This window comes from Saprospiraceae bacterium, from assembly GCA_016712145.1.
GTDB lineage: Bacteria > Bacteroidota > Bacteroidia > Chitinophagales > Saprospiraceae > Vicinibacter.
In genome coordinates this window covers 1,743,235-1,763,489 of the sequence record JADJRO010000001.1, presented here as the reverse complement: position 1 = coordinate 1,763,489, position 20,255 = coordinate 1,743,235, and the positions used below count along the sequence as shown (strand labels likewise).

Sequence of the window (20,255 nt, the reverse complement as noted above, 5' to 3'; positions counted from 1 at the left end):
AACAAAAAAAATTTGTTCCTTATTTAAACTCAGGACAATCGAGTTTTTCCTTCTTCTTAAATCCATTGAAGAGCTTAAAGTCATAGCTCACTCGCAGGCCGATTGATTGGACATGATACATTAAACTGTAGTGAAACTCAAATTCATCAATATTATCTTCTCTTTTAAAATAATATGCTTCAAAGTCGATTTTTTTATACTTAAATCCAATTACAAAAACCCACCCTTGTTCATTAAAATTTTCTATTGGGCCACCGCGAGACAAACTGTTTTCAAAATCTTCGTAATGAAATTTGTTTACAATATTAAAAGACTTTCCAGCACCTATATACAATTTATCCTTCCAGTGATAGTTTAGTAAAAATTGGTATTTATAATAATTGTAATGATATAACAAGTCCTGAGTTAAACTCCCAATAACATAACCACGCACATGTTTATGGGTAACATCCCAATTAAATTGAAAATAGAATGGTTTATATATTTTTTGTTTAAGTTTTAATCCTAACAATGGACTGACAAAACCAAAACCATTCTGTTTCAAATCTAAAAAATTGATAGGATCTGAAGTAACTTTTTGAAAATCATAACCTACTACTGGACAAATGTAAGTCTGAGAGAAAGTAATGCTGTAAAATGCGCTTAAAATAAATATACAGAGAAGTACAATGGATTCAAAGTAATTAATTCTAGCAATGAATCTGGTTGACTTTGACATAATTTAAATCAAACAAAATATTGATAAAATTATTGTTTGAAACTTGTTAATGAACTTCTTACTCAACTCCCTCCAATCACAATCACCCACTCTCCCACAATTTTTTCACTAGCTAATTGTTCTTTAATTTCCTGCAAACTACCGGTAATGTATTTTTCAAATAGCTTTGAAATTTCTTTTGCAAAACATGCTTGTCGCTCTGAACCAAAATGTGCTATCAGTTCATCGAGGCATTTTAATAGTCGGTGGGGGGATTCATACAATACTATCGTACAATCCAAAGCTGCCAACCAATTAAGCTGGGTGTTTCTTCCTTTTTTCTGGGGAAGAAAGCCATTGAAGAAAAAACGATCACAAGGTAAACCCGATGCAACCAGTGCTGGAACAAAAGCAGTAGCACCCGGTAAAGCAATGACCGGAATATTTTCTTTGCGACAGGCTCGTACCAATAAATAAGCGGGGTCTGAAATTCCGGGTGTGCCGGCATCTGTCACCAATGCCACTGAGGCTCCTTCTTTTAATTTATCGACAATGGATTGCAGTGCTTTGTGTTCGTTCTGACTGTGAAAACTCCGCAGGCTTTTTTCAATATTAAAATGCATCAACAATTTATTGCTGACCCGGGTATCTTCTGATAAAATTAAATCTACAGCCGACAACACTCCCAAAGCTCGCGGAGTCATATCTGATAAATTTCCAATCGGTGTGGGCACCAGATATAAACAGGCTTTGATTTCGTTTTTTACAGGAGGCATTTTGAATTGAGATTACTGATGCTGCTCAGCAATACTAAATGCATAGGTTTCTGTAATCAGATTGGTCAATAATTTTCTACAGCTTTCATCAACGACCGCATTCGCTGCTGCTTCATCTGTAGCTTCTAATGTGATTTCAATATGTTTTCCAATGCGAACATCCTGTATCCCATGGATATCCAAATGGTGAATATTTTTTGTAACTGTTTTTCCTTGTGGATCCAACAGTTCTTTGTGTGGCATGATATCAATTTTTGCTTTATACACTTTCATCTATAAAATTATTTGGATTGAGTTAATTGAATTGTAAAACTATAAACAATGTGCAGGATTACCGCCAGACTTAATGCAATGGGTCCGATCCAGAACCAACTGAGCATGGCAACTCCTAATAATATCAACAGGCTGTAATATCGGTTTAACCAGTTTTTTTCAACATGAATTTTTAAAATCCGGTACGGACTGATCATTAAATATGAAAACAATCCAATGAACACTAAAATTGCAATTCCTGAAAGATCGCTTATTCCTAAATACCTACCTTGAATTTCAAGTCCTAACAGGCCTGTAAAAAATAAAGCGTTTGCTGGCACAGGCAATCCTTCAAAAAAGTATGCTTCTCCTTTTCCTGAAAGATTGTATCGCGCTAAACGAAAGGCGGCCATCAATGCAATTAGGAAGCTCGCATAGGGCACATAGGGATATTCTGGAAAATAAACCTGCAAAAAATGAAAAGCAATAAATCCGGGAACCACACCAAACGATACAACATCCGACAAGGAGTCCAATTGCAATCCGAGTGCACTGGTTTGCTTTAAGGCTCTGGCCACAAAACCATCTGCAAAATCTGCCAATACGGCTACTAAAATCCAGATTAAAGCCCATGGGTAATTGGCTTGTTGAAGACTTACCAGGGCACAACATCCAAAAAAGAGGTTTAAACTGGTAATAAGATTGGGTATTGTAAACATGCGTTTTGAAACTGCAAATTTAGACCAGATTTTAATTGAATTCGTTTGAAACTCAAAATATCAAAAAAGACAGGCAGCCTCACAAGAAATTTATTAGGGATTGAATCTTATTTAAATCTGGACAGGACCCCTTGAAACAGAACTACAGGATAAGGCTGGTTTTATCTAAATTTGAGCTTTATTAGGCATTTTTCATTATTTTATCTTGTTTTTAATGTCTAATTACCGCAACTATGCGTTATAAAGAATAATCAAATTGAATGATCAGATCGTACCTGCTTAGTTTAGTAATCGGTTTAACGATAAGTACCAGTTTCGGCCAGCCGTCCTATGACAATTGCAATAACCCTGTTATAATAAACGATGTAACAAACTATTGCAGCAAAGTTGCTGAATATACCAATATCATGGCAACGCCCTCTGGCTATGGTTCAGCGACCTGCTGGAGTGCTACCAACACAGATGTTTGGTTCCGATTTCGTGCCTTCTTTACCGATGTAAACATTACCATAATTGGCACCAATGCACGGGGAGGCGGAACGCCCGGTGGTACCATGGCACGCCCCATGGTGGCGCTTTACCGTGGTATCTGTGGGGGCACCATTTCCGAATTGGAATGCGGTGCAGATCTGAGTGGAAATGGTGTGTTGAGTATTTATCAAGGGGGTTTGATCGTGCGCTTGGATTATTACATACGTGTCGATGGGGTCAACAGTACAACCGGTACATTTCAATTGTGTATAAATAATTTTAATCCACCGGCCTTGCCGGGCCAGGATTGTAAAACAGCCGGCGTCTTATGTGATAAATCTCCATTTGTCGTTCAAAAAGTCAGTGGCGGAGGAATGGATATCGATGAGGCTAATAATTCTTGTTTGGGGGATAATGGAAATACAACTTCAGAATCCTCTTCTGTATGGTTTACCTGGAAGGCAGCCACTAGCGGTACTTTGACGTTTATTTTAAAACCACTTAATCCATCAGAAGATATTGATTTTGCATTATACGAATTGCCTACAGGTATTCATGTTTGTGATGATAAAGTGCTTTTGCGTTGCAATGCAACAGCCCCACCTTGCGCTGGGCCAACCGGTTTAGATCTGACGGACCCAGATATTTCAGAAGATCTCAATTGCCATACAGGGGAAAATGGATTTTGCAAATACATTGATATGGTGCAGGGTAAATTTTATACCCTTATCGTTAATAATTTTGATAATACAGGTGTCGGTTTTTCAGTGGAGTGGGGCGGTACCGGAGAATTTGCCGGACCGGAATCTAATTTTGGCATTTATCCGCCCAGTGGTCTAAAATGTGAAACGGATTTTCAAGTGATCGATTCCTCACAATTTGCAACAGGAAGCATCATCCGGTGGACCTGGAATTTTGGTAAGGATGGAATTCCTCAAACTTATGTGGGTCAGTTTCCTCCACCCATTCGTTACAATTCGTTTGGTGAAAAATTTGTAACCTTAACGATTGAAACAGATATCGGTTGCAAAGTCACTGAAATTCGCAGACTGTATGTCGAACCTTGCTGCGAAGAATTACCTACACTCCAGTTGGTGATTGATAGCACCAGAGATTTGACTTGCTTTAAATCAAATGATGGAATGATCGCTGTGCATGGATTGCAAGGGACTCCCTTTGATGAAGATCTCAACGGAGTAATTACATATTATTATCAATACAGTCTGAATGGACAAGATTTTACTTCAACAAACCGGTTTACAAATTTGCCAGCTGGAAAACATACCATTTATATCCAGGATCGGAAAGGTTGTTTGGATACGCTTGAAGTTACGATCCAGGAACCGCCTGAAGTTATTGCAAATGCCGGAACCGATCTTGAAATTAATTTAGGTGAAATCATCGATCTCAATGCGTCTGCTTTTCCAAATGATGCATACACATACAACTGGTTGCGTGGACAAAATATCAATTGTACCGATTGTCAAAATACTACGGCACTGCCCATTAAGGATGGCTATTACACTGTGCTTACAACCAATGACCGGGGATGCTTTGGGCTGGATTCTATTTTTGTACACGTCATTAAAAATTACGATGTATTTACTCCGAATGTCTTTTCTCCCAATGGGGATAATATCAATGATCTCTTTTATATAAACGGACCTAAATCTTTAAGCAAGATTGATTTACTCCAGATTTTTGACCGTTGGGGAAATTTAATTTATGAAGGCAAAGATTTAATTCCCAATAATCCGTCTGTTGGTTGGAATGGCAGAGCCGGTGGACAAGCATGCAATCCGGGTGTGTACGTGTATGTGGTCAAAGCCCGTTTTTTAGATGATTATGTAGAATCCATCAGTGGAGATTTAACCTTGTTGCGTTGATGAATCATCCAGTTGCATTTAGTATATTATTGTTTTGTTTGTTGATTTCTTGTACGGAAGAACAGAAAATTTATTCTGATTCAGATGCATCCAAATTAATCAATCGGGAACTATTAAAAGATGTACATATTATTTATAGCGATTCTGCAAAAATCGAGTTGCGGATCGTAGCTCCGGAAATGATTCGCTACACAGAATCTTCAATGGAAAAAGAAGAATTTCCAAAAGGCTTACAAGCATTTATTTATGATGATCAAAATCAACTGGTAAATACACTGGCATCCAAATATGCCATTCGGGTGCGGAGTGAGGGAAAAACCTATTTACGGGACAGTGTTGTTTTTTCAAGTGTGAATCAGGAAGTTTTAAAAACTTCTGAATTGATTTGGAATGAATCTTTGGGTAAAATTAGTACAGATAAATTTGTGCGGATCATCCGAAAAGAAGAATTGATCCAGGGGTATGGCTTTGAAACAGATCAACATTTCAGGAAGGGTACAATCAAGGCCATTGACGCAATAATTCCTGCCAATAAACTCTACAAAGAAGAGCTTCCCTGATTACCTTTGTCCATTCTATGACTTTCATTTTAATCATTATCTTCTTATTAATCACAGCTTTGTTTGCAGGTGCTGAAATTGCATTTATTACCGCCAACAAATTAGCTGTTGAAATCAGAAGAAGCAGAGGCAGTGGATCCGGTTCAATATTGGCCCGTTTTTTTGAACATCCGGATGATTTTATTGCAACGATTTTAGTTGGAATAAATATTTCAATTGTTGTTTTAAGTTATTTGATAACTGATTTTTTGGCAGCTCCCATTGGATTAGTTTCTGAAAGTCCGGGTATCAGAATTTTCTTAAATACTGTTTTGGTTACATTAATTATATTAATCCTGGGAGAATTTATACCTAAAGCATTTTTTAGATTATACTCCAATCGGTTCCTCCAGGTCACTGCGTATCCTTTGTTGTTTTTTTATTGGTTGTTATACATCCCAGCCAAATTGCTTTCCGGAATTGCAGGCTTTGTAATTCGCAAAATTCTAAAACAGGAAGATTCAAAATCCAGACCTCGCTTTAGTTTAATAGACTTAGAAAATTATTTGCACGGACCCATTAAAGTTTCTGAAGATGATGTCGACACCGATATTTTTAAAAATGCACTCAACCTTCGACAGATTCGGGTAATTGAATGCATGGTGCCTCGCACAGAAATGGTTTATGTCGATGTCAACGATCCACTCGAAGAGTTGGTAAAAGCATTTACAGATTCTAATTTATCCCGCATCATTGTAGTTGATGGAGATATTGATAATGTGATGGGTTACATTCATCATCAACAGCTTTTTAAAAATCCAATAGATATCCGTTCCATTGTAATGGATATGCCATTCGTTCCTGAAACCCAGAATGTTTATGATTTGATGTTGCGAATGAATAAACTTCGCCTATCGATTGCATGTGTAGTAGATGAATTCGGAGGAACTTCCGGAATTATTACCCTGGAGGATATTCTGGAAGAAATATTCGGAGAAATTGAAGACGAACACGATCAGGAAGAATTTATAGAACAGCAAATCAACGAACGCGAATACCTGTTTTCCGGCCGACTGGAATTGCAGTATCTGGAAAATGAATTCGATATCAAATTACCGGAAGGGGAGTATCATACTTTAAGTGGTTATCTTGTAACAACTACGGGATCCATCCCAACTCAAGGTACTGAAATCGAATCCGATGGCTATAAATTTATATTTGAAATGGTCAGCGATACCAAAATTGAAATGGTCCGAATGATCCGCTTGGATTAGAGCTTAGGGGAAAGGCTAAAGGCTAGAGGGTTACACCTATCACCTATCAACTATCACCTACACACTTCCTCCACGGATAGCTGTGTATGACTTTCTGATTTCAGCGTGATTGCTGTCCAATCGCCGGTTATATTTTCCCAGGAACCTTTATTCTCATTGAGCAATACCGGAAAATTCTTTTGAGTAAATTGAATTTCCTGAACATCGTTTGTGCAGGTTTGTCCGGATGTATTACAGGAAAATGCAGATAGATTTAATAATTTATCCCAAATGATCTCGTAGTTTTTTCCTTTAGGAAGCACGGTCATTGCCTGATCAAAATATGCTGCGGATTTTAATTTTGCCCAGATAATGTTTCCTTCAGGATTCATTTCCAAAATAACGATGCCACCTTTTTTGGAATAGCCATCTCCTAAAACGATTAAATTACCGGTTGATGTGAGACAGGCATTTTTAAAAGCATATTCATTGCCGTTGTTTGCTGCATAGGTATGACTCCAGATGATTTGGCCATTGGTTGCAGTTTTTATAATAAATGCTTCTTGCCGGTTGCTGTTTCGATATTCAATTTTTCCGATAAAGTATAAATTTCCTTTTTTATCCTGTAACAATTTATTGAAATGCCAATCTGTAATTAAATCATATTCAAAATGAAAATTTCGATATTGAACTAATTCTCCGATTGGATCTACTATCTGAAAGGTATTAATCCAATATTTTTTACGCAATTCTCCATTGATATACGCACCTTTCTGTTTGTAGCTAATCATAAATTTTTGATCGTTTAAAACAATGACATCCTGCCATACTTCGATGGCTTTTAGTTTTCGAGACCACTTACATACGCCGCTGGCATCAACCAGATGTAAACACGCTTCATAAGCATCTGAAGAGGGATCCTTAGTAGGAATCAAGCAATTTCCTGCCAGATCCACAGCCAGATCTCCTTTATCTATCGTTTTATATATTGTGGATCCCAATGCCCACGCAAGTTCATTCTTACTTCCTAATTTGCAAATAAACTTATTCTTGTCTTCGCCATAATTTCCTGAAATAAAACGGTCTCCACCATTCGGGCATATTTGTTCAAATCGAACCGATTTACCATCGATCCCATAAGTGGTCAGCACAGTGTTTTTTCCAGTTGAATTTGTTTGAAATAGATAGGCATCTTTTAATCCGTTGGTTTTTGAATCGGGTCTTGCATACGATGCGGTCTCACCACAAATTAAAAGTTCACCTGTATTGGTCAGCACCGCATCACAAGTAAGCCCTTTGGTTTGCAACAATATAGCTCGCTGATCCGGTGCCACTTGCGAACAAGCAATGAATATAAACGAGAAAATAAATAAATTACAGGTAAGATAATATTTCATGCGTATGTATTAATAATATTTTTAAAATAAAGGCTAAAGGCTAAAGGCTAAAGGTTAAAGGCTAGAGGCTAGAGGCTAGAGGGTTACGACTATCAACAACCAAAATTTAATTTCTCGCAGAGACGAAAAGAATGAAATTACGAATTACGAATTACGAGAATTTCGAGTTGTGAAAACTATCAACCATCAACCATCAACCATCACATACCAACCATCACCTTCCACCTCTCAACTATCACCTATCAACTATCAACTATCAACTACCAACCATCAACCATCAACCATCAACTTCCACCTATTTAAATATCAAACTCAATGGTATCACCAGCTTTGAATCCTCCAGATTTTGACGCTTTTTTGGAAAGTTCTTTGCTTTGATCGACTACACTGATTAACGGCACATCTTCGATTTTATTTCCAATTGCTTTCCAGCCTTTTACATCAACAAACTGATGAACCGTTAATATTTCATCCATACGTTCTTTGCGCTGTTTGTATGAGAATAACACTTCTGGTTCAGGATGTGTGGTGACATAATAAAGTTTTGAATCTTTATGATCCGTAATGAAACTAAATTTAGTATTGAGTGTCGTAGTTTCAATTTGAAAACGTTTGGCCATAGACCATCCTTTTTCACCTTCAAAATAGATGGCAGTAATAATTTGTGCCGGATTGTATTTTATTATATAGATTAAATCCTGATAGGCATAGCGGTTGTTTAAATCATACTCTGTTAATTCATACGTACCATTTTTATAGATGGTCAGAATTTTATCGCCCCGATTGAGTCCACCTAAATACAAACCGCGCTCTTCGGTAATTAATCTTCCGGTATTGATATCATACCAAATTTTTTGCGCACCTAAAGTACTCTTGCCTTTTTCTTTTAGTGTAATTTTTCGAACCGGATATTTTGTAACTATATTTCCCTGACTGCTACGGCCTTTGATTTCCAATTCGCTAAAATCAAAATCAAAGCTTTTAATTTTTGCTTTGCATCCCGGAGTTAAAAAGACTGTCACGAGCTCTGCTTCACCTTCCGGATTTCCGGTGAAATAGAGCGATTTTGATTTTGGATGTCCTTTGGTTAAATCATATTCTTTATCACGGGTAATGCCGGTCACGTTAAATCGTTTAGCCATGGCACGGCCACTTTCACCATCTAAATAAATGATGTTGTAAGTAGTCCGCTCATCTCCTTTTTTCCAAACATCAACATAGATAATATCCTTTCCGACAAAGGTTTTTTCTGATATTCTGCTGACGATCATTTTTCCATCAGCCCGAAATACAATGATGTCATCGATATCACTGCATTCTTTTACAAATTCATCTTTCTTTAATCCATAGCCGATGAAACCATCTTCCCGGTTGACATAGAGTTTGCTGTTATTCGCGACGACCTGTACTGCTTGAATGGATTCAAATTCAAGTATGCGCGTTTTACGCTCTTTGCCTTTCCCATACTTGCTTAGAATGTTTTCAAAATATGCAATTGCATATTCAGTTAGATGTTCTAAATCATGTGCTACTTGTGATAATTCTGCATTTAATGATTTGAGTTGTTCATCCGTTTGAAACTTATTGTATTTGGAAATTCGTTTGATGCGGATATCGGTCAGGTGAAGCAGATCTTCTTTTGTGATTTCCCGAATCAATTTAACTTTTCCGGATGTGGATTTTACTTTAGAAGAAGGAGTAATTACATAGTTTCGCAAACCAGCTTCGATAACTTCCAATACCTGTTCGAAACTCGTACACTCTTCTATATCCCGATAGATTCTGTTTTCAATAAAGATTTTTTCAAGGGAAGTCAACTGCCATTTTTCCTGTAGCTCACTGCGTTTGATTTCAAGTTCTTTTTGTAAAAGATCTTTGGTATGAAAGGTTGAAATTTTAAGAATTTCATTGACCGATAAAAACAGCGGTTTGTTATCAACGATTACACAACAATTCGGAGAGATGCTGACTTCACAATTCGTAAAAGCATACAAAGCATCCAAACTTACTTCAGGTGAAACACCTGCTTGCAATTCAATGCGTATTTCAACATCTTTAGCAGTGTTGTCTGAGATTTGTTTGATTTTAATTTTTCCTTTCTCTGATGCTTTAACAATGCTTTCAATCAAGGAGCCGGTTGTAATGCCATACGGTATTTCACGGATGACCAACATTTTTTTGTCTTCGATTTCAATCTTGGCGCGAACTTTTACTTTACCACCGCGTAAACCTTCATTATATTCTGCTACATTGATCGAGCCGCCGGTTTCAAAATCCGGATACAGGTCTATTTTTTTTCCTTTCAGTACTTGAATGGATGCCTTAATCAATTCAATAAAATTATGAGGCAATATTTTAGTTGCAAGTCCGACTGCGATTCCTTCAACGCCCTGCGCCAACAGCATGGGAAATTTCATAGGCAGGGTTTCCGGTTCTCGGTTTCGACCGTCATAAGACAACTGCCATTTGGTGGTGTCAGGATTGAATGCAACTTCTTTTGCAAATTTGGTAAGCCGCGCTTCGATGTATCGGGGTGCAGCTGCTGAATCACCGGTTCTGAAATCTCCCCAGTTACCCTGAGTTTCAATCAATAAATCTTTTTGTCCAAGGTTTACCAAGGCTTCCCCAATCGCAGCATCTCCATGTGGATGATATTGCATCGTATGCCCAATCAGGTTGGCCACCTTGTGAAAACGGCCGTCTTCTTTCTCATCCATGCTGTGAAGGATGCGCCTTTGTACTGGTTTTAATCCATCTTCTATAGCCGGGACCGCTCGTTCCAGGATAACGTAAGACGCATAGTCCAGAAAATAATTCTGGTACATGCCATCCAGGGTAATGATATGGTCTGAAGAATTATCGGGGTTCTGGGTTTTCATACATTGTATTGAATTGCAAAGATAAACCCTTGGAAATCATATTAAATATTTATTATATATAAAATTAAGGGTTTATCCATCCCTTAAAGTTTGGTTAAATACTAAAATAGATTAATCGCCCAGTCAGCTTGATAGTCAAACCTACATTATTATCTATTTAAATTCTAAATCATGAACACACACAGTTTAATTCTTAACCAAACGATACATGCTCCGGGATGGTCGTCTGGATCATAAGGAAAGACGCCAACTTCATCGGATGCACCACAGACACGACAGAAGCATTTGGCGTGAAAAACATGACCGAAACCGCTGGTAAGACAGCATCGGTTTGATTAAATTCAGTTTGCAGGGAAAAGCAATCCTTGCATTCATCGGATTCAAAACTAAAATAATCGTTAATTTCAGGCAGTTTACCCGAAATTCTGCTGCAAAAAATGGTCTTTGACCTATCTTTGATAGCTGAATTAACCGGGTAATTTGCCTGGTTTTAAACTCAAATTAAAAATGAATAAATTTCTTGCTTTTATCTGTTTCTTCTTTCTTGGAAACGCTTTTGTTTCTGCCCAGACTGCTGATGAAATTATTGACAAACACATCGCCGCATTGGGTGGAAAGGATAAACTGACCAGCATCAAATCCGTTGTGATGGAAGGTAAAGTGAGTTCACAAGGAATGGAATTTCCAATGACGACGACCATCGTAAATAACAAAGGATTTCGTTTGGATTTTGCTGTGATGGGTATGAATGCCTGGATTATTATGAGACCGGATTCCGGCTGGACCTTTATGCCATTTCAGGGTCAAACAAAACCGGAACCAATACCAATGGATCAAATTAAAGAAGGCATTGATCAATTAGATCTTTCCGGAAATTTATTAGACTATAAATCCAAAGGCCACACCGTTGAGTATTTAGGTTTAGATGATGTGGAAGGAACAGAATGCCATAAATTAAAAGTTACTTCTAAGAGTGGAAAATTAACGTACTACCTCATCGATCCTACATCCTACTATATCGTAAAAACAGTTTCTAAACAGAAATTTGGCGGTAAAGAATTTGATGCAGAAACCAAATTCAGCAATTACAAAGAAGTTGAAGGCGGATTGGTATTTCCATACACAGTTGAATCTATGAATGGTCCTGTGGATATGACTAAAATCACCATCAATTCCGACATCCAGGAGACTCTGTTTAAACCTTAATTCATGAGGGTTTATTAAATGAAATCTCCTTTGATTTAATAAACCCTTATTTTTTTTTCGGGTGAAAGAACAAGACTACATCTTTGGGCTTGATCAATTGGATGAAATTTCAAAAAAGCTATTAGATCAAATCCTGCCTTATCAGATTATCGGCCTTCAGGCAGAAATGGGAGTTGGAAAGACGACACTGGTGCGTGCTATTGGTAAACACCTGGGATTTGAATCTGAAACAGGCAGCCCAACATTTTCTATAATCAACGAATATCATTGTAAGCCAAATCCATGGGCAATCCAGAAGCTGTATCATATGGATTTGTACCGGTTAAAGAATCTGGATGAAGCATTAAATTTAGGGATCCACGATTATTTTGACAGTGGAATCCATTGTATTATTGAATGGCCGGAATTAATTGAACCCATTTTAGCCTCTGAAAATTACTTGCGGGTCCAAATCGAACGATTGGAAAATCAACAAAGGAAGATTATAGTAACTTTGTAACATCATCCGTTGATTTTTAGCTAGATACAATTATGGATTCATCCTATGCCACCAGCACACAGCGAGAGTTTTTAACCCAGCCGGAAATGCTGGAGCTCTACCGAGCAAAGTCTTCAATTAAAATTGGAATTCCTCTGGAAACCGGTATGCAGGAAAACCGGGTTGCATTAGTACCTGTTTCTGTAAGCAATCTGGTCGCACGTGGACATTTGGTTTATGTTGAATCCCAATCAGGGGTCAAAGCACATTATTCAGATATTGACTATTCAGAAGCGGGAGCCATCATTACGCATGACCGGAAAACGGTATTTGAATGTGATATCATTTTAAAAGTGGCTCCTCCTACTTTAGAAGAATTGCAATGGTTTCATCCCAATCAAGTATTGGTTTCGCCCCTTAATTTTCCAATTATTGACAGCGATTACATCCAGGCACTCCGACAAAAACGGGTTACAGCAATAGCCATGGAGTACCTCCAAGCAGATGATGGGACCTTTCCCTTAGTCCGGATTATGTCAGAAATTGCAGGAATCTCAGTAGTACAAACTGCTGCCGAATTATTAAGTCATCCGAAGCAAGGAAAGGGACTCTTGCTAGGGGGGATATCGGGTGTACCGCCTGCAAAAGTGATAATTTTAGGTGCAGGTGTTGTAGCAGAATATGCAACACGGGCAGCATTGGCTTTAGGGGCTTCTGTTCGCATTTTTGATGACAACATTCATAAGTTAATCCGAATTCAGAACCGGATGGGACGTCAATTGTACACGTCGTCATTAAATCCAATTACACTGACACAACAATTAATGACTGCTGATGTAGCAATTGGTGCCATTCACAGTAAGACGGGTCGCACGCCGCTGTTGGTTTCTGAAGAAATGATCTTACAAATGAAACCCGGATCAGTTATTATTGATGTGAGTATTGATCAGGGTGGATGCTTTGAAACCAGTCAGCTGACTACACACGATCAACCCATTCGGATTGTTCATGGTGTGATTCATTATGGAGTTCCTAATATTGCTTCAAAAGTTGCACGTACGGCATCTATAGGAATTAGCAACATCATTACAACGATATTACAACAAGCAGGAGATGCCGGCGGAATCGATCATGTAATCTATTCCCACAAAGGTTTACGAAATGGGATCTACACCTATAAAGGCTGTCTTACAAACGAGTATTTAAGCCAGCGTTTTGGAATTAAATACACCAATCTGGAATTGTTGTTAACAGCAACCACCTAGACATATAAATCCTATGTGTTCCTCTATTGTGTCTTATGTCCTATGTGTTTCAATTGATCTTTTTATTTGGACCATATAGGCACATAGGGATATAGAAAACATAGGAAGGAATTCCTATGTGTTCCTCTATTGTGTCCTATGTTCTATGTGTTTCAATTGAACATTTTATTGGACCACAAAGGCACATAGGAATATAGAAAACATAGGAAGGAATTTCTATGTGTTATTCTATTGTGTCCTATGTACTATGTGTTTCAATTGATCTTTTTATTTGGACCACATAGGCACATAGGGATTTAGGAAACATAGTTAGGAAATTCTATGTGTTCCTCTATTGTGTCCTATGTACTATGTGTTTCAATTGACTATTTTATTTGGACCACATAAGCACATAGGGATATAGAAAACATAGGAAGGAATTTCTATGTGTTGTTCTATTGTGCCCTATGTACTATGTGTTTCAATTGATCTTTTTATTTGGACCACATAGGCACATAGGGATATAGAAAACATAGGAAGGAATTTCTATGTGTTCCTCTATTGTGTCCTATGTTCTATGTGTTTCAATTGAACATTTTATTGGACCACAAAGGCACATAGGAATATAGAAAACATAGGAAGGAATTTCTTCAACCTATTTTACTCGGGAAGTAATGTAATAGCTCAATTTTACAAGGGCCTCATACGCATCGTTGTGTGGTACATGCTGCAAGTGGGCTAATGCTTCGTCGCGGTATGCATACATTTTTTGTTCGGCAGTTTCTATGCCATGGTATTCATGAATAAAAGAAACCACTTCCTGGATTGATTTTGGATTTTCATTGTGATTTCGAATGAGTGAAATCATTCTGTTTTTTAATGGCAAGGGAGCTTTCGTTAATGCCGCTATCAGGGGCAAAGTCATTTTCTTTTCTTTAATATCCAAGATCTTTGGCTTGCCGGTAAAATCCTTACTTAAATCCATCAAATCATCTTTGATCTGAAAAGCGATTCCAATTTTTTCTCCGTAGTCACGGATGTTATTGAGATAATCAAGCTGATCTGTAGTACTCTTAGCTCCACATAAACAAGCCGAACGAATCAAGGAGGCTGTTTTTTGTCGAATGATTTGAAAGTAAATCGTTTCATTGATATCCAATCGGCGGGCTTTTTCCAATTGCAATAATTCGCCTTCACTCATTTCACTTACTGAAGAAGATAGAATTTCCAATAAATCAAAATGAGATCCTTGCAAGGCAGTCAATAAACCTCTTGACAATAAATAATCACCAACCAACACAGCGATTTTATTTTTCCACAAGGCTTTAATTGAAAAAAATCCTCTGCGCTGATCAGATTCATCTACTACATCATCATGCACCAAGGTAGCCGTATGGAGTAATTCAACCAGGGTTGCAGCGGCAAATGTTTTTTGATTAATCTCTCCAAAAAGTTTTGCAGAAAGTAAACTCATTAAGGGCCTTAATTGCTTTCCTTTTGTTTTGACCAGATAATAACTGATTTGATCCAATAAGGCCACCCTGCTTTGCATTGCCTGCCTAAAATGGGCATCAAAAGCTTTAAGCTCCTGTACAACGGGTCTTTTTATTTCCTCCAGGGAATATTCCGGCTTCATCAATCGGTAAATATAAGCTTTGGCGTTTGGCGAATGATACCATCTTGATTTCTGATTCAAAGAGGTATTCAGGGGCAAATGTAATCGATTTCTATAATTATATTTAAAGCATTCATTATTAACTGATTATATGAGAATTGTAAAAAATCTTTGTATGGAAAGTACCTATGAACTTGTGTGTAGAAAATGAAGAGATCTCAAAAAATCCTAAGTCGGGCCTTGAAATTATTTTAATTTGAGTTTACTACTGTAAATGAGCTGTTTAAATAAATTGGATCCCGAAGAATACTTGGTTTTTAGAAATTCCCTTAAAAATTGGATTAATTTTGATACTACAATTAAACTGCTTGCTCGAGTTATTTAAGAGAAATACATTTATGGGGGCTTTCTTGCTAATACCCTATGCAATGGTATTGCATGCCAGCAGCTGGTTTAATAAAGTCAGTTGTCCCGTTTCTGAATCTTGCTGGCTCTTCCTGAAACTGTTTAAAGAGCTCTCTGAAAACAATGCCTTTAATATTACCAGCTCCTTAGTTCTTATTGTCTTACAGGCTCTTTGGATTGGTCGAATGGTCAGTCGTTTTAAATTGACTGGAGAGGGTCAACTTTTTGGTTCCTTGTTTTTTATTCTGTTTTGCGGCTTTCATTTTTCTACCCTTTGCTTTGGTCCGGTCTTGCTTGCAAACTTTTTTTTCACCTTGGCCCTGCCAGAATTATTTGGAATTTATCTAAAAAAGAAACCGGCTTTAGCACTTTTTAATTATGGCTTTTTGGTGGGTTTGGCAAGTCTATTTTATCCACCGTATTACATCTTTTTAATTTTAGGTTTGGTGGGTATTATGGTTTTACGCGTCTATCAATTAAAAGAGATCCTTCAAATATTAGGTGGCTTTTTTAATGTGTATTTTTTACTTTTTGTAAGCCTTTATTATTTTAATCTCCATACCGAATTTTGGGATGTGCAAATTGCAGGTTTTTTTAAACCGTTTATATTTTCTATGAAATTTGGCAGCATCGGCTGGATTGTATTTGCCTTGTTATTTATTTTTGTTTTAATCAATTTAATTCAATATCCGTTTTTTCAGTTTAAGAGGTCGATCATGGCACAAAAACAGTTTGACCTATTGTTTTGGGCTATCCTGATCAGCGGGTTTAGCATACTGTTTTTACAAATCGATCAGGTAAATCATTTGATCATTTTATTTAGTCCCTTGGCACTTTTAACAGGTGCATTGTTAACTAAACCTAAAAATCCGCTAATACAGGAAACCATTCACCTGTTTTTACTGCTTTGCTCCTTATTTTTACAATTTCAAAATTGGTAATATGAAATTTGGCGTGGTTGTTTTTCCCGGATCAAATTGTGATGATGATCTGATGTATGTGATTGGTGAAGTATTCAAAAAGCCAATTGAGAAAATTTGGCACAAAGAACACTCTTTAAAACAGTTTAATCCAGGTGATTGCATTTTCCTGCCGGGTGGATTTTCTTTTGGAGATTATCTGCGTTGTGGTGCCATTGCTAAATTTTCACCCATTATGCCTGAAGTAATTCGTTTTGCAAATGAAGGCGGATTGGTGATCGGCATTTGCAATGGTTTTCAAATTCTGTGTGAATCCGGATTGCTTCCAGGACAATTGCTGGTCAACCAGAATGAAAAATTTATGTGCAAAAATGTCTACCTCAAACCAGGCACGATCGATTCTCCACTTAGTTGTTTGTTAGACCCAAATAAAGCTTACAAAATACCAATAGCGCACGCAGATGGCCGTTATTTTACCGACGAACAAACCTTGAGTGAATTGAAGTCCCAGAGTCAAATTATCTTTCAGTATTGCGATCCATCTGGCCGCATAGACGAGGCGTCCAATGTAAATGGTTCTTGTTTAAACATTGCAGGGATCTGTAATAAAGAACGCAATGTATGTGGATTGATGCCACACCCGGAACGTGCGGCAGAAGCTGCACTCGGCAATACCGATGGCCGCCCCATCCTTGAATCCATCTTTGAATGGATTAGACAGTATTCCAATTCCATAGCATAAGCTAATAACTATTTCCAATCCAAATTTTCCAAACCCCAGGGTTTAAATCCTGGGTTTTGGAAAATTTGGATTGGAAATTTTGCGTCAAAAACGTTAAAGTGAGGTTAATCTAGGCTTTCAAGGCCTTTATTAAACACCCTAAGACCGGCCGTTTCGTTTATTTTTGTGTTCCTTTAAGGTACTAAATTTCTTTCCATGAAAATTGCCAGAGTATTTCTTCAGCTTGCTTTTACTTTTTCATTATGGAATGCATCAGCCCAAATCCTACAGCCGGTTCATTGGACTACTGAAGTCAAACAATTGGATAAATCACACTATGAGATCATCCTAAAAGCTAAAATGGATGAAGGCTGGGCGATTTACAGCCAGTCATCCGATCCAAATGCCGCACAACCCATCGAAATTACATTGGTGAAAGACAAGCATTTTGAATTGATTGGCAAAGTCGAAGAGCGCGGTAAAAAGAAAGAAGGTCCTGAACCATTATTTGATAATCTGGTAGTTTCAAAATATTATGATCATGTAGATTTTGTGCAAAAGATTAATGTGAGCGATGCTTCAAAACCGATCAAGGCATCTGCTTATTTTATGAGCTGCAACAGCGAGAAATGCATTCCACCTACAAACGAGGATTTTGTTATTGCTTTAAATGGGGAAGTGCCTGAAGAAAAATCAATGGGCGGCATGCCTGCTGGATCTGGTTTAATTCCTTCCTCCACCTTAGCAGGCATCGATCAAAATAGTAATTTACTGGACCCTGTTAAAGTAAAATCAGAATTGATTGATAAAGGAAATGCCGTTTATGGGTTGAAATTTACAGCGATCATCCAGGACGGTTGGTATATCTACAGTCATAACATTCCTCCGGATGGACCGATCCCATCAGATATAGTTTTGACCGACGATTCAGGCTATGAAAAAATGGGTAGCATTCAGGAATTGTCAGATCATAGATTAGAAGGATTTGATGAAATTTTTGAAATGAAGCTCATTAAATTCAAACAGGAGGCATCATTTATACAGGAAATTAAAGTCAAGGATCCTTCCAAACCCATCAAAGGATATTTTACCTATCAAACTTGCGATGCCAGTCGGTGCTTACCCTATAAAAATCTTGATTTTTCATTTGACCCGGTTTCAAAAACTTTGAAATTTGATTCAGAAGAAGCACCCATTGGATCTCCTTTATTAAAAGATGGAAATACGATAGATTTAACTGTACCAAGCTTAATAGAAACGCAAAAGAATCCGGTAGGGCAATGTGGAGAAGAACGCATTGAAGGTAAAAATCATTGGTGGACTTTTTTATTTGGATTTCTGGGCGGCTTGTTGGCTTTACTGACCCCGTGTGTTTTTCCAATGATTCCATTGACAGTATCTTTTTTCACGAAGGATACCAAACGCAAAGGTTTTCAAAATGCATTGATCTATGCGCTTTCAATCATAGTAATTTATGTTGCAATAGGAATTTTAATCACAGCTGTATTTGGCGCCACTGCACTCAATGAATTATCTACCAATTGGATTGCCAATACCTTGTTCTTCATCATTTTCATAGCGTTTGCATTTTCCTTTTTTGGATATTACGAAATTACCCTTCCCAGTTCCTGGGCCAATAAAAGCGATCGGATGGCTGACAGCGGTGGATTGATCGGTATCTTTTTTATGGCTTTTACACTGGCAATAGTCAGCTTTTCCTGCACAGGACCGATCATTGGTTCGGCGATCGTACAATCGGCAACTTCTAAAATGGGACCTTTTGTAGTGATGCTGGGATTTTCAACGGCACTGGCCATTCCATTCGGATTGTTTGCAGCATTTCCTGCGTTTTTAAATACCTTGCCACGTTCGGGTTCCTGGATGACCAATGTAAAAGTGGTATTGGGATTTTTAGAATTGGCGCTTGCATTTAAATTTTTATCGGTTGCCGACATGACCCAACACTGGGGTATCCTGGGATATGAAATTTTCATGGGTGCCTGGGTGATAATTTTTGCGTTGATGGCGCTGTATCTTTTGGTTTTATTAAATTTCCACACGACAGCGCAGTAAAAAAATTATCTCCAGCCCGATGGTTTTTTGCTTTGTCTTCTTTGGCTGCTACCATTTACCTGGCTACGGGATTTACATACAATAAAGACCTGCATTCATACAATGCGTTGAAGTTGATGAGCGGATTGGCCCCACCTTCAACTTATAATTATTTCTTACCGGCACCGGAGTTGAATGCGGAAATTAAAAGCAAATATCCGTCATTTACAAAATGTGCTAATAATCTGGATTGCTTTAAAAATTATCACGAGGGATTGGCCTATGCAAAAGAAGTACACAAACCCATGTTGGTTGACTTTACAGGATACGGTTGTGTCAATTGCAGAAAAACAGAAGAACACATTTGGGTTAATGATAAAGTGCGGCGACAAATCATGAAAGATTATGTGTTGGTGTCGTTGTATGTAGATGATCGTTCGCCACTCGAACAAGAGCTGTATTCAGCAGTGCGAAAAACGCCGATTCGAAATGTTGGAAATAAATGGGCTGATTTTCAAATTGTAAATTTCAATCAAAACAGCCAACCCTTATATGTATTGGTAAGTCCTAAAGAAGAAGTACTTGCAAAACCACGTGGTTATCGGGAAGGCATCGACAGTTATTCAGAATTTTTAAATTGTGGATTGGATGCATTCAGAAAGACAGAAGCGGTTGGAAGCAGGAATTAATTACGAATTACAGATTACGAATTACGAATTCATGGAGCAAAATGAATTTCCTAAAT

Annotated in this window: 17 protein-coding genes; 10 read left to right on the top strand and 7 right to left on the bottom strand. The window is 37.7% G+C overall.

Going from position 1 to position 20,255, the window contains the following annotated elements:
* Positions 1-19 precede the first annotated feature (19 nt).
* The 4 genes from IPK91_07495 to IPK91_07480 all read right to left on the bottom strand — a co-directional run bounded on the left by IPK91_07495 (position 20) and on the right by IPK91_07480 (position 2,444).
* Positions 20-718, bottom strand: coding sequence for a hypothetical protein (locus IPK91_07495; protein MBK8297109.1), 699 nt, complete (start codon positions 716-718; stop codon positions 20-22).
* 62 nt (positions 719-780) lie between these two features.
* Positions 781-1,473: a 16S rRNA (cytidine(1402)-2'-O)-methyltransferase gene (gene rsmI, locus IPK91_07490; protein MBK8297108.1), complete on the bottom strand. Its 693-nt coding sequence runs from the start codon at positions 1,471-1,473 to the stop codon at positions 781-783.
* 12 nt (positions 1,474-1,485) lie between these two features.
* A complete protein-coding gene (purS, locus tag IPK91_07485) occupies positions 1,486-1,746 on the bottom strand; it encodes a phosphoribosylformylglycinamidine synthase subunit PurS (protein ID MBK8297107.1) in 261 nt (86 codons plus the stop codon).
* A gap of 8 nt (positions 1,747-1,754) precedes the next feature.
* Positions 1,755-2,444, bottom strand: coding sequence for a CDP-alcohol phosphatidyltransferase family protein (locus IPK91_07480; GenBank protein ID MBK8297106.1), 690 nt, complete (start codon positions 2,442-2,444; stop codon positions 1,755-1,757).
* A 260-nt stretch (positions 2,445-2,704) separates the two neighbouring features.
* On the opposite strand from IPK91_07480, the gene IPK91_07475 reads away from it, so the two are divergent.
* Genes IPK91_07475 through IPK91_07465 form a run of 3 tightly spaced genes read left to right on the top strand, consistent with a single transcriptional unit; the run spans position 2,705 to position 6,614 of the window.
* A complete protein-coding gene (locus IPK91_07475; protein ID MBK8297105.1) occupies positions 2,705-4,801 on the top strand; it encodes a gliding motility-associated C-terminal domain-containing protein in 2,097 nt (698 codons plus the stop codon).
* Positions 4,801-5,361 (top strand): LPS export ABC transporter periplasmic protein LptC, encoded by a 561-nt coding sequence (lptC, locus tag IPK91_07470; GenBank protein MBK8297104.1) that lies wholly within the window; start codon positions 4,801-4,803, stop codon positions 5,359-5,361. Before IPK91_07475 ends, lptC begins: the two co-directional genes overlap by 1 nt.
* Before the next feature lie 17 nt (positions 5,362-5,378).
* Positions 5,379-6,614 (top strand): HlyC/CorC family transporter, encoded by a 1,236-nt coding sequence (locus IPK91_07465; protein ID MBK8297103.1) that lies wholly within the window; start codon positions 5,379-5,381, stop codon positions 6,612-6,614.
* A 53-nt stretch (positions 6,615-6,667) separates the two neighbouring features.
* On the opposite strand, the gene IPK91_07460 is transcribed toward IPK91_07465, so the two are convergent.
* Positions 6,668-7,990, bottom strand: coding sequence for a hypothetical protein (locus IPK91_07460; protein ID MBK8297102.1), 1,323 nt, complete (start codon positions 7,988-7,990; stop codon positions 6,668-6,670).
* Positions 7,991-8,289: 299 nt separating this feature from the next.
* Positions 8,290-10,869: a DNA gyrase/topoisomerase IV subunit A gene (locus IPK91_07455; protein ID MBK8297101.1), complete on the bottom strand. Its 2,580-nt coding sequence runs from the start codon at positions 10,867-10,869 to the stop codon at positions 8,290-8,292.
* A 507-nt stretch (positions 10,870-11,376) separates the two neighbouring features.
* Between IPK91_07455 and IPK91_07450 the strand changes: the two genes are divergently transcribed.
* The 3 genes from IPK91_07450 (at position 11,377) to IPK91_07440 (ending at position 13,818) form a co-directional block, all read left to right on the top strand.
* Positions 11,377-12,075, top strand: coding sequence for a hypothetical protein (locus tag IPK91_07450; protein ID MBK8297100.1), 699 nt, complete (start codon positions 11,377-11,379; stop codon positions 12,073-12,075).
* 61 nt (positions 12,076-12,136) lie between these two features.
* Positions 12,137-12,574: a tRNA (adenosine(37)-N6)-threonylcarbamoyltransferase complex ATPase subunit type 1 TsaE gene (tsaE, locus tag IPK91_07445; protein ID MBK8297099.1), complete on the top strand. Its 438-nt coding sequence runs from the start codon at positions 12,137-12,139 to the stop codon at positions 12,572-12,574.
* Between the two features lie 86 nt (positions 12,575-12,660).
* Positions 12,661-13,818: an alanine dehydrogenase gene (locus IPK91_07440; protein MBK8297098.1), complete on the top strand. Its 1,158-nt coding sequence runs from the start codon at positions 12,661-12,663 to the stop codon at positions 13,816-13,818.
* A gap of 634 nt (positions 13,819-14,452) precedes the next feature.
* On the opposite strand, the gene IPK91_07435 is transcribed toward IPK91_07440, so the two are convergent.
* Positions 14,453-15,433, bottom strand: a complete 981-nt coding sequence (locus IPK91_07435) for a polyprenyl synthetase family protein (GenBank protein ID MBK8297097.1) — start codon at positions 15,431-15,433, stop codon at positions 14,453-14,455.
* A 347-nt stretch (positions 15,434-15,780) separates the two neighbouring features.
* Between IPK91_07435 and IPK91_07430 the strand changes: the two genes are divergently transcribed.
* The 4 genes from IPK91_07430 (at position 15,781) to IPK91_07415 (ending at position 20,199) form a co-directional block, all read left to right on the top strand.
* The gene (locus IPK91_07430; protein ID MBK8297096.1) at positions 15,781-16,758 is read left to right on the top strand and encodes a hypothetical protein; all 978 of its coding nucleotides are present in this window, start codon (positions 15,781-15,783) and stop codon (positions 16,756-16,758) included.
* 1 nt (position 16,759) lies between these two features.
* On the top strand, positions 16,760-17,479 hold the full coding sequence (gene purQ, locus IPK91_07425) for a phosphoribosylformylglycinamidine synthase subunit PurQ (GenBank protein MBK8297095.1): 720 nt from the start codon (positions 16,760-16,762) through the stop codon (positions 17,477-17,479).
* A 195-nt stretch (positions 17,480-17,674) separates the two neighbouring features.
* Complete coding sequence (locus tag IPK91_07420; GenBank protein MBK8297094.1) at positions 17,675-19,531, top strand: hypothetical protein; 1,857 nt, start codon at positions 17,675-17,677, stop codon at positions 19,529-19,531.
* Positions 19,532-19,572: 41 nt separating this feature from the next.
* Positions 19,573-20,199 carry a thioredoxin family protein gene (locus tag IPK91_07415; GenBank protein MBK8297093.1) on the top strand — a complete coding sequence of 209 codons (627 nt, stop codon included), beginning with the start codon at positions 19,573-19,575 and terminating at the stop codon, positions 20,197-20,199.
* Positions 20,200-20,255: the final 56 nt, after the last annotated feature.

Excerpts from the sequence above, each read along its gene's own strand:
- IPK91_07495 (MBK8297109.1), bottom strand. The coding sequence starts at position 718 with ATGTCAAAGTCAACCAGATTCATTGCTAGAATTAATTACTTTGAATCC.
- rsmI (MBK8297108.1), bottom strand. The coding sequence starts at position 1,473 with ATGCCTCCTGTAAAAAACGAAATCAAAGCCTGTTTATATCTGGTGCCC.
- purS (MBK8297107.1), bottom strand. The coding sequence starts at position 1,746 with ATGAAAGTGTATAAAGCAAAAATTGATATCATGCCACACAAAGAACTG.
- IPK91_07480 (MBK8297106.1), bottom strand. The coding sequence starts at position 2,444 with ATGTTTACAATACCCAATCTTATTACCAGTTTAAACCTCTTTTTTGGA.
- IPK91_07475 (MBK8297105.1), top strand. The coding sequence starts at position 2,705 with ATGATCAGATCGTACCTGCTTAGTTTAGTAATCGGTTTAACGATAAGT.
- lptC (MBK8297104.1), top strand. The coding sequence starts at position 4,801 with ATGAATCATCCAGTTGCATTTAGTATATTATTGTTTTGTTTGTTGATT.
- IPK91_07465 (MBK8297103.1), top strand. The coding sequence starts at position 5,379 with ATGACTTTCATTTTAATCATTATCTTCTTATTAATCACAGCTTTGTTT.
- IPK91_07460 (MBK8297102.1), bottom strand. The coding sequence starts at position 7,990 with ATGAAATATTATCTTACCTGTAATTTATTTATTTTCTCGTTTATATTC.
- IPK91_07455 (MBK8297101.1), bottom strand. The coding sequence starts at position 10,869 with ATGAAAACCCAGAACCCCGATAATTCTTCAGACCATATCATTACCCTG.
- IPK91_07450 (MBK8297100.1), top strand. The coding sequence starts at position 11,377 with ATGAATAAATTTCTTGCTTTTATCTGTTTCTTCTTTCTTGGAAACGCT.
- IPK91_07440 (MBK8297098.1), top strand. The coding sequence starts at position 12,661 with ATGCTGGAGCTCTACCGAGCAAAGTCTTCAATTAAAATTGGAATTCCT.
- IPK91_07435 (MBK8297097.1), bottom strand. The coding sequence starts at position 15,433 with ATGAAGCCGGAATATTCCCTGGAGGAAATAAAAAGACCCGTTGTACAG.
- purQ (MBK8297095.1), top strand. The coding sequence starts at position 16,760 with ATGAAATTTGGCGTGGTTGTTTTTCCCGGATCAAATTGTGATGATGAT.
- IPK91_07420 (MBK8297094.1), top strand. The coding sequence starts at position 17,675 with ATGAAAATTGCCAGAGTATTTCTTCAGCTTGCTTTTACTTTTTCATTA.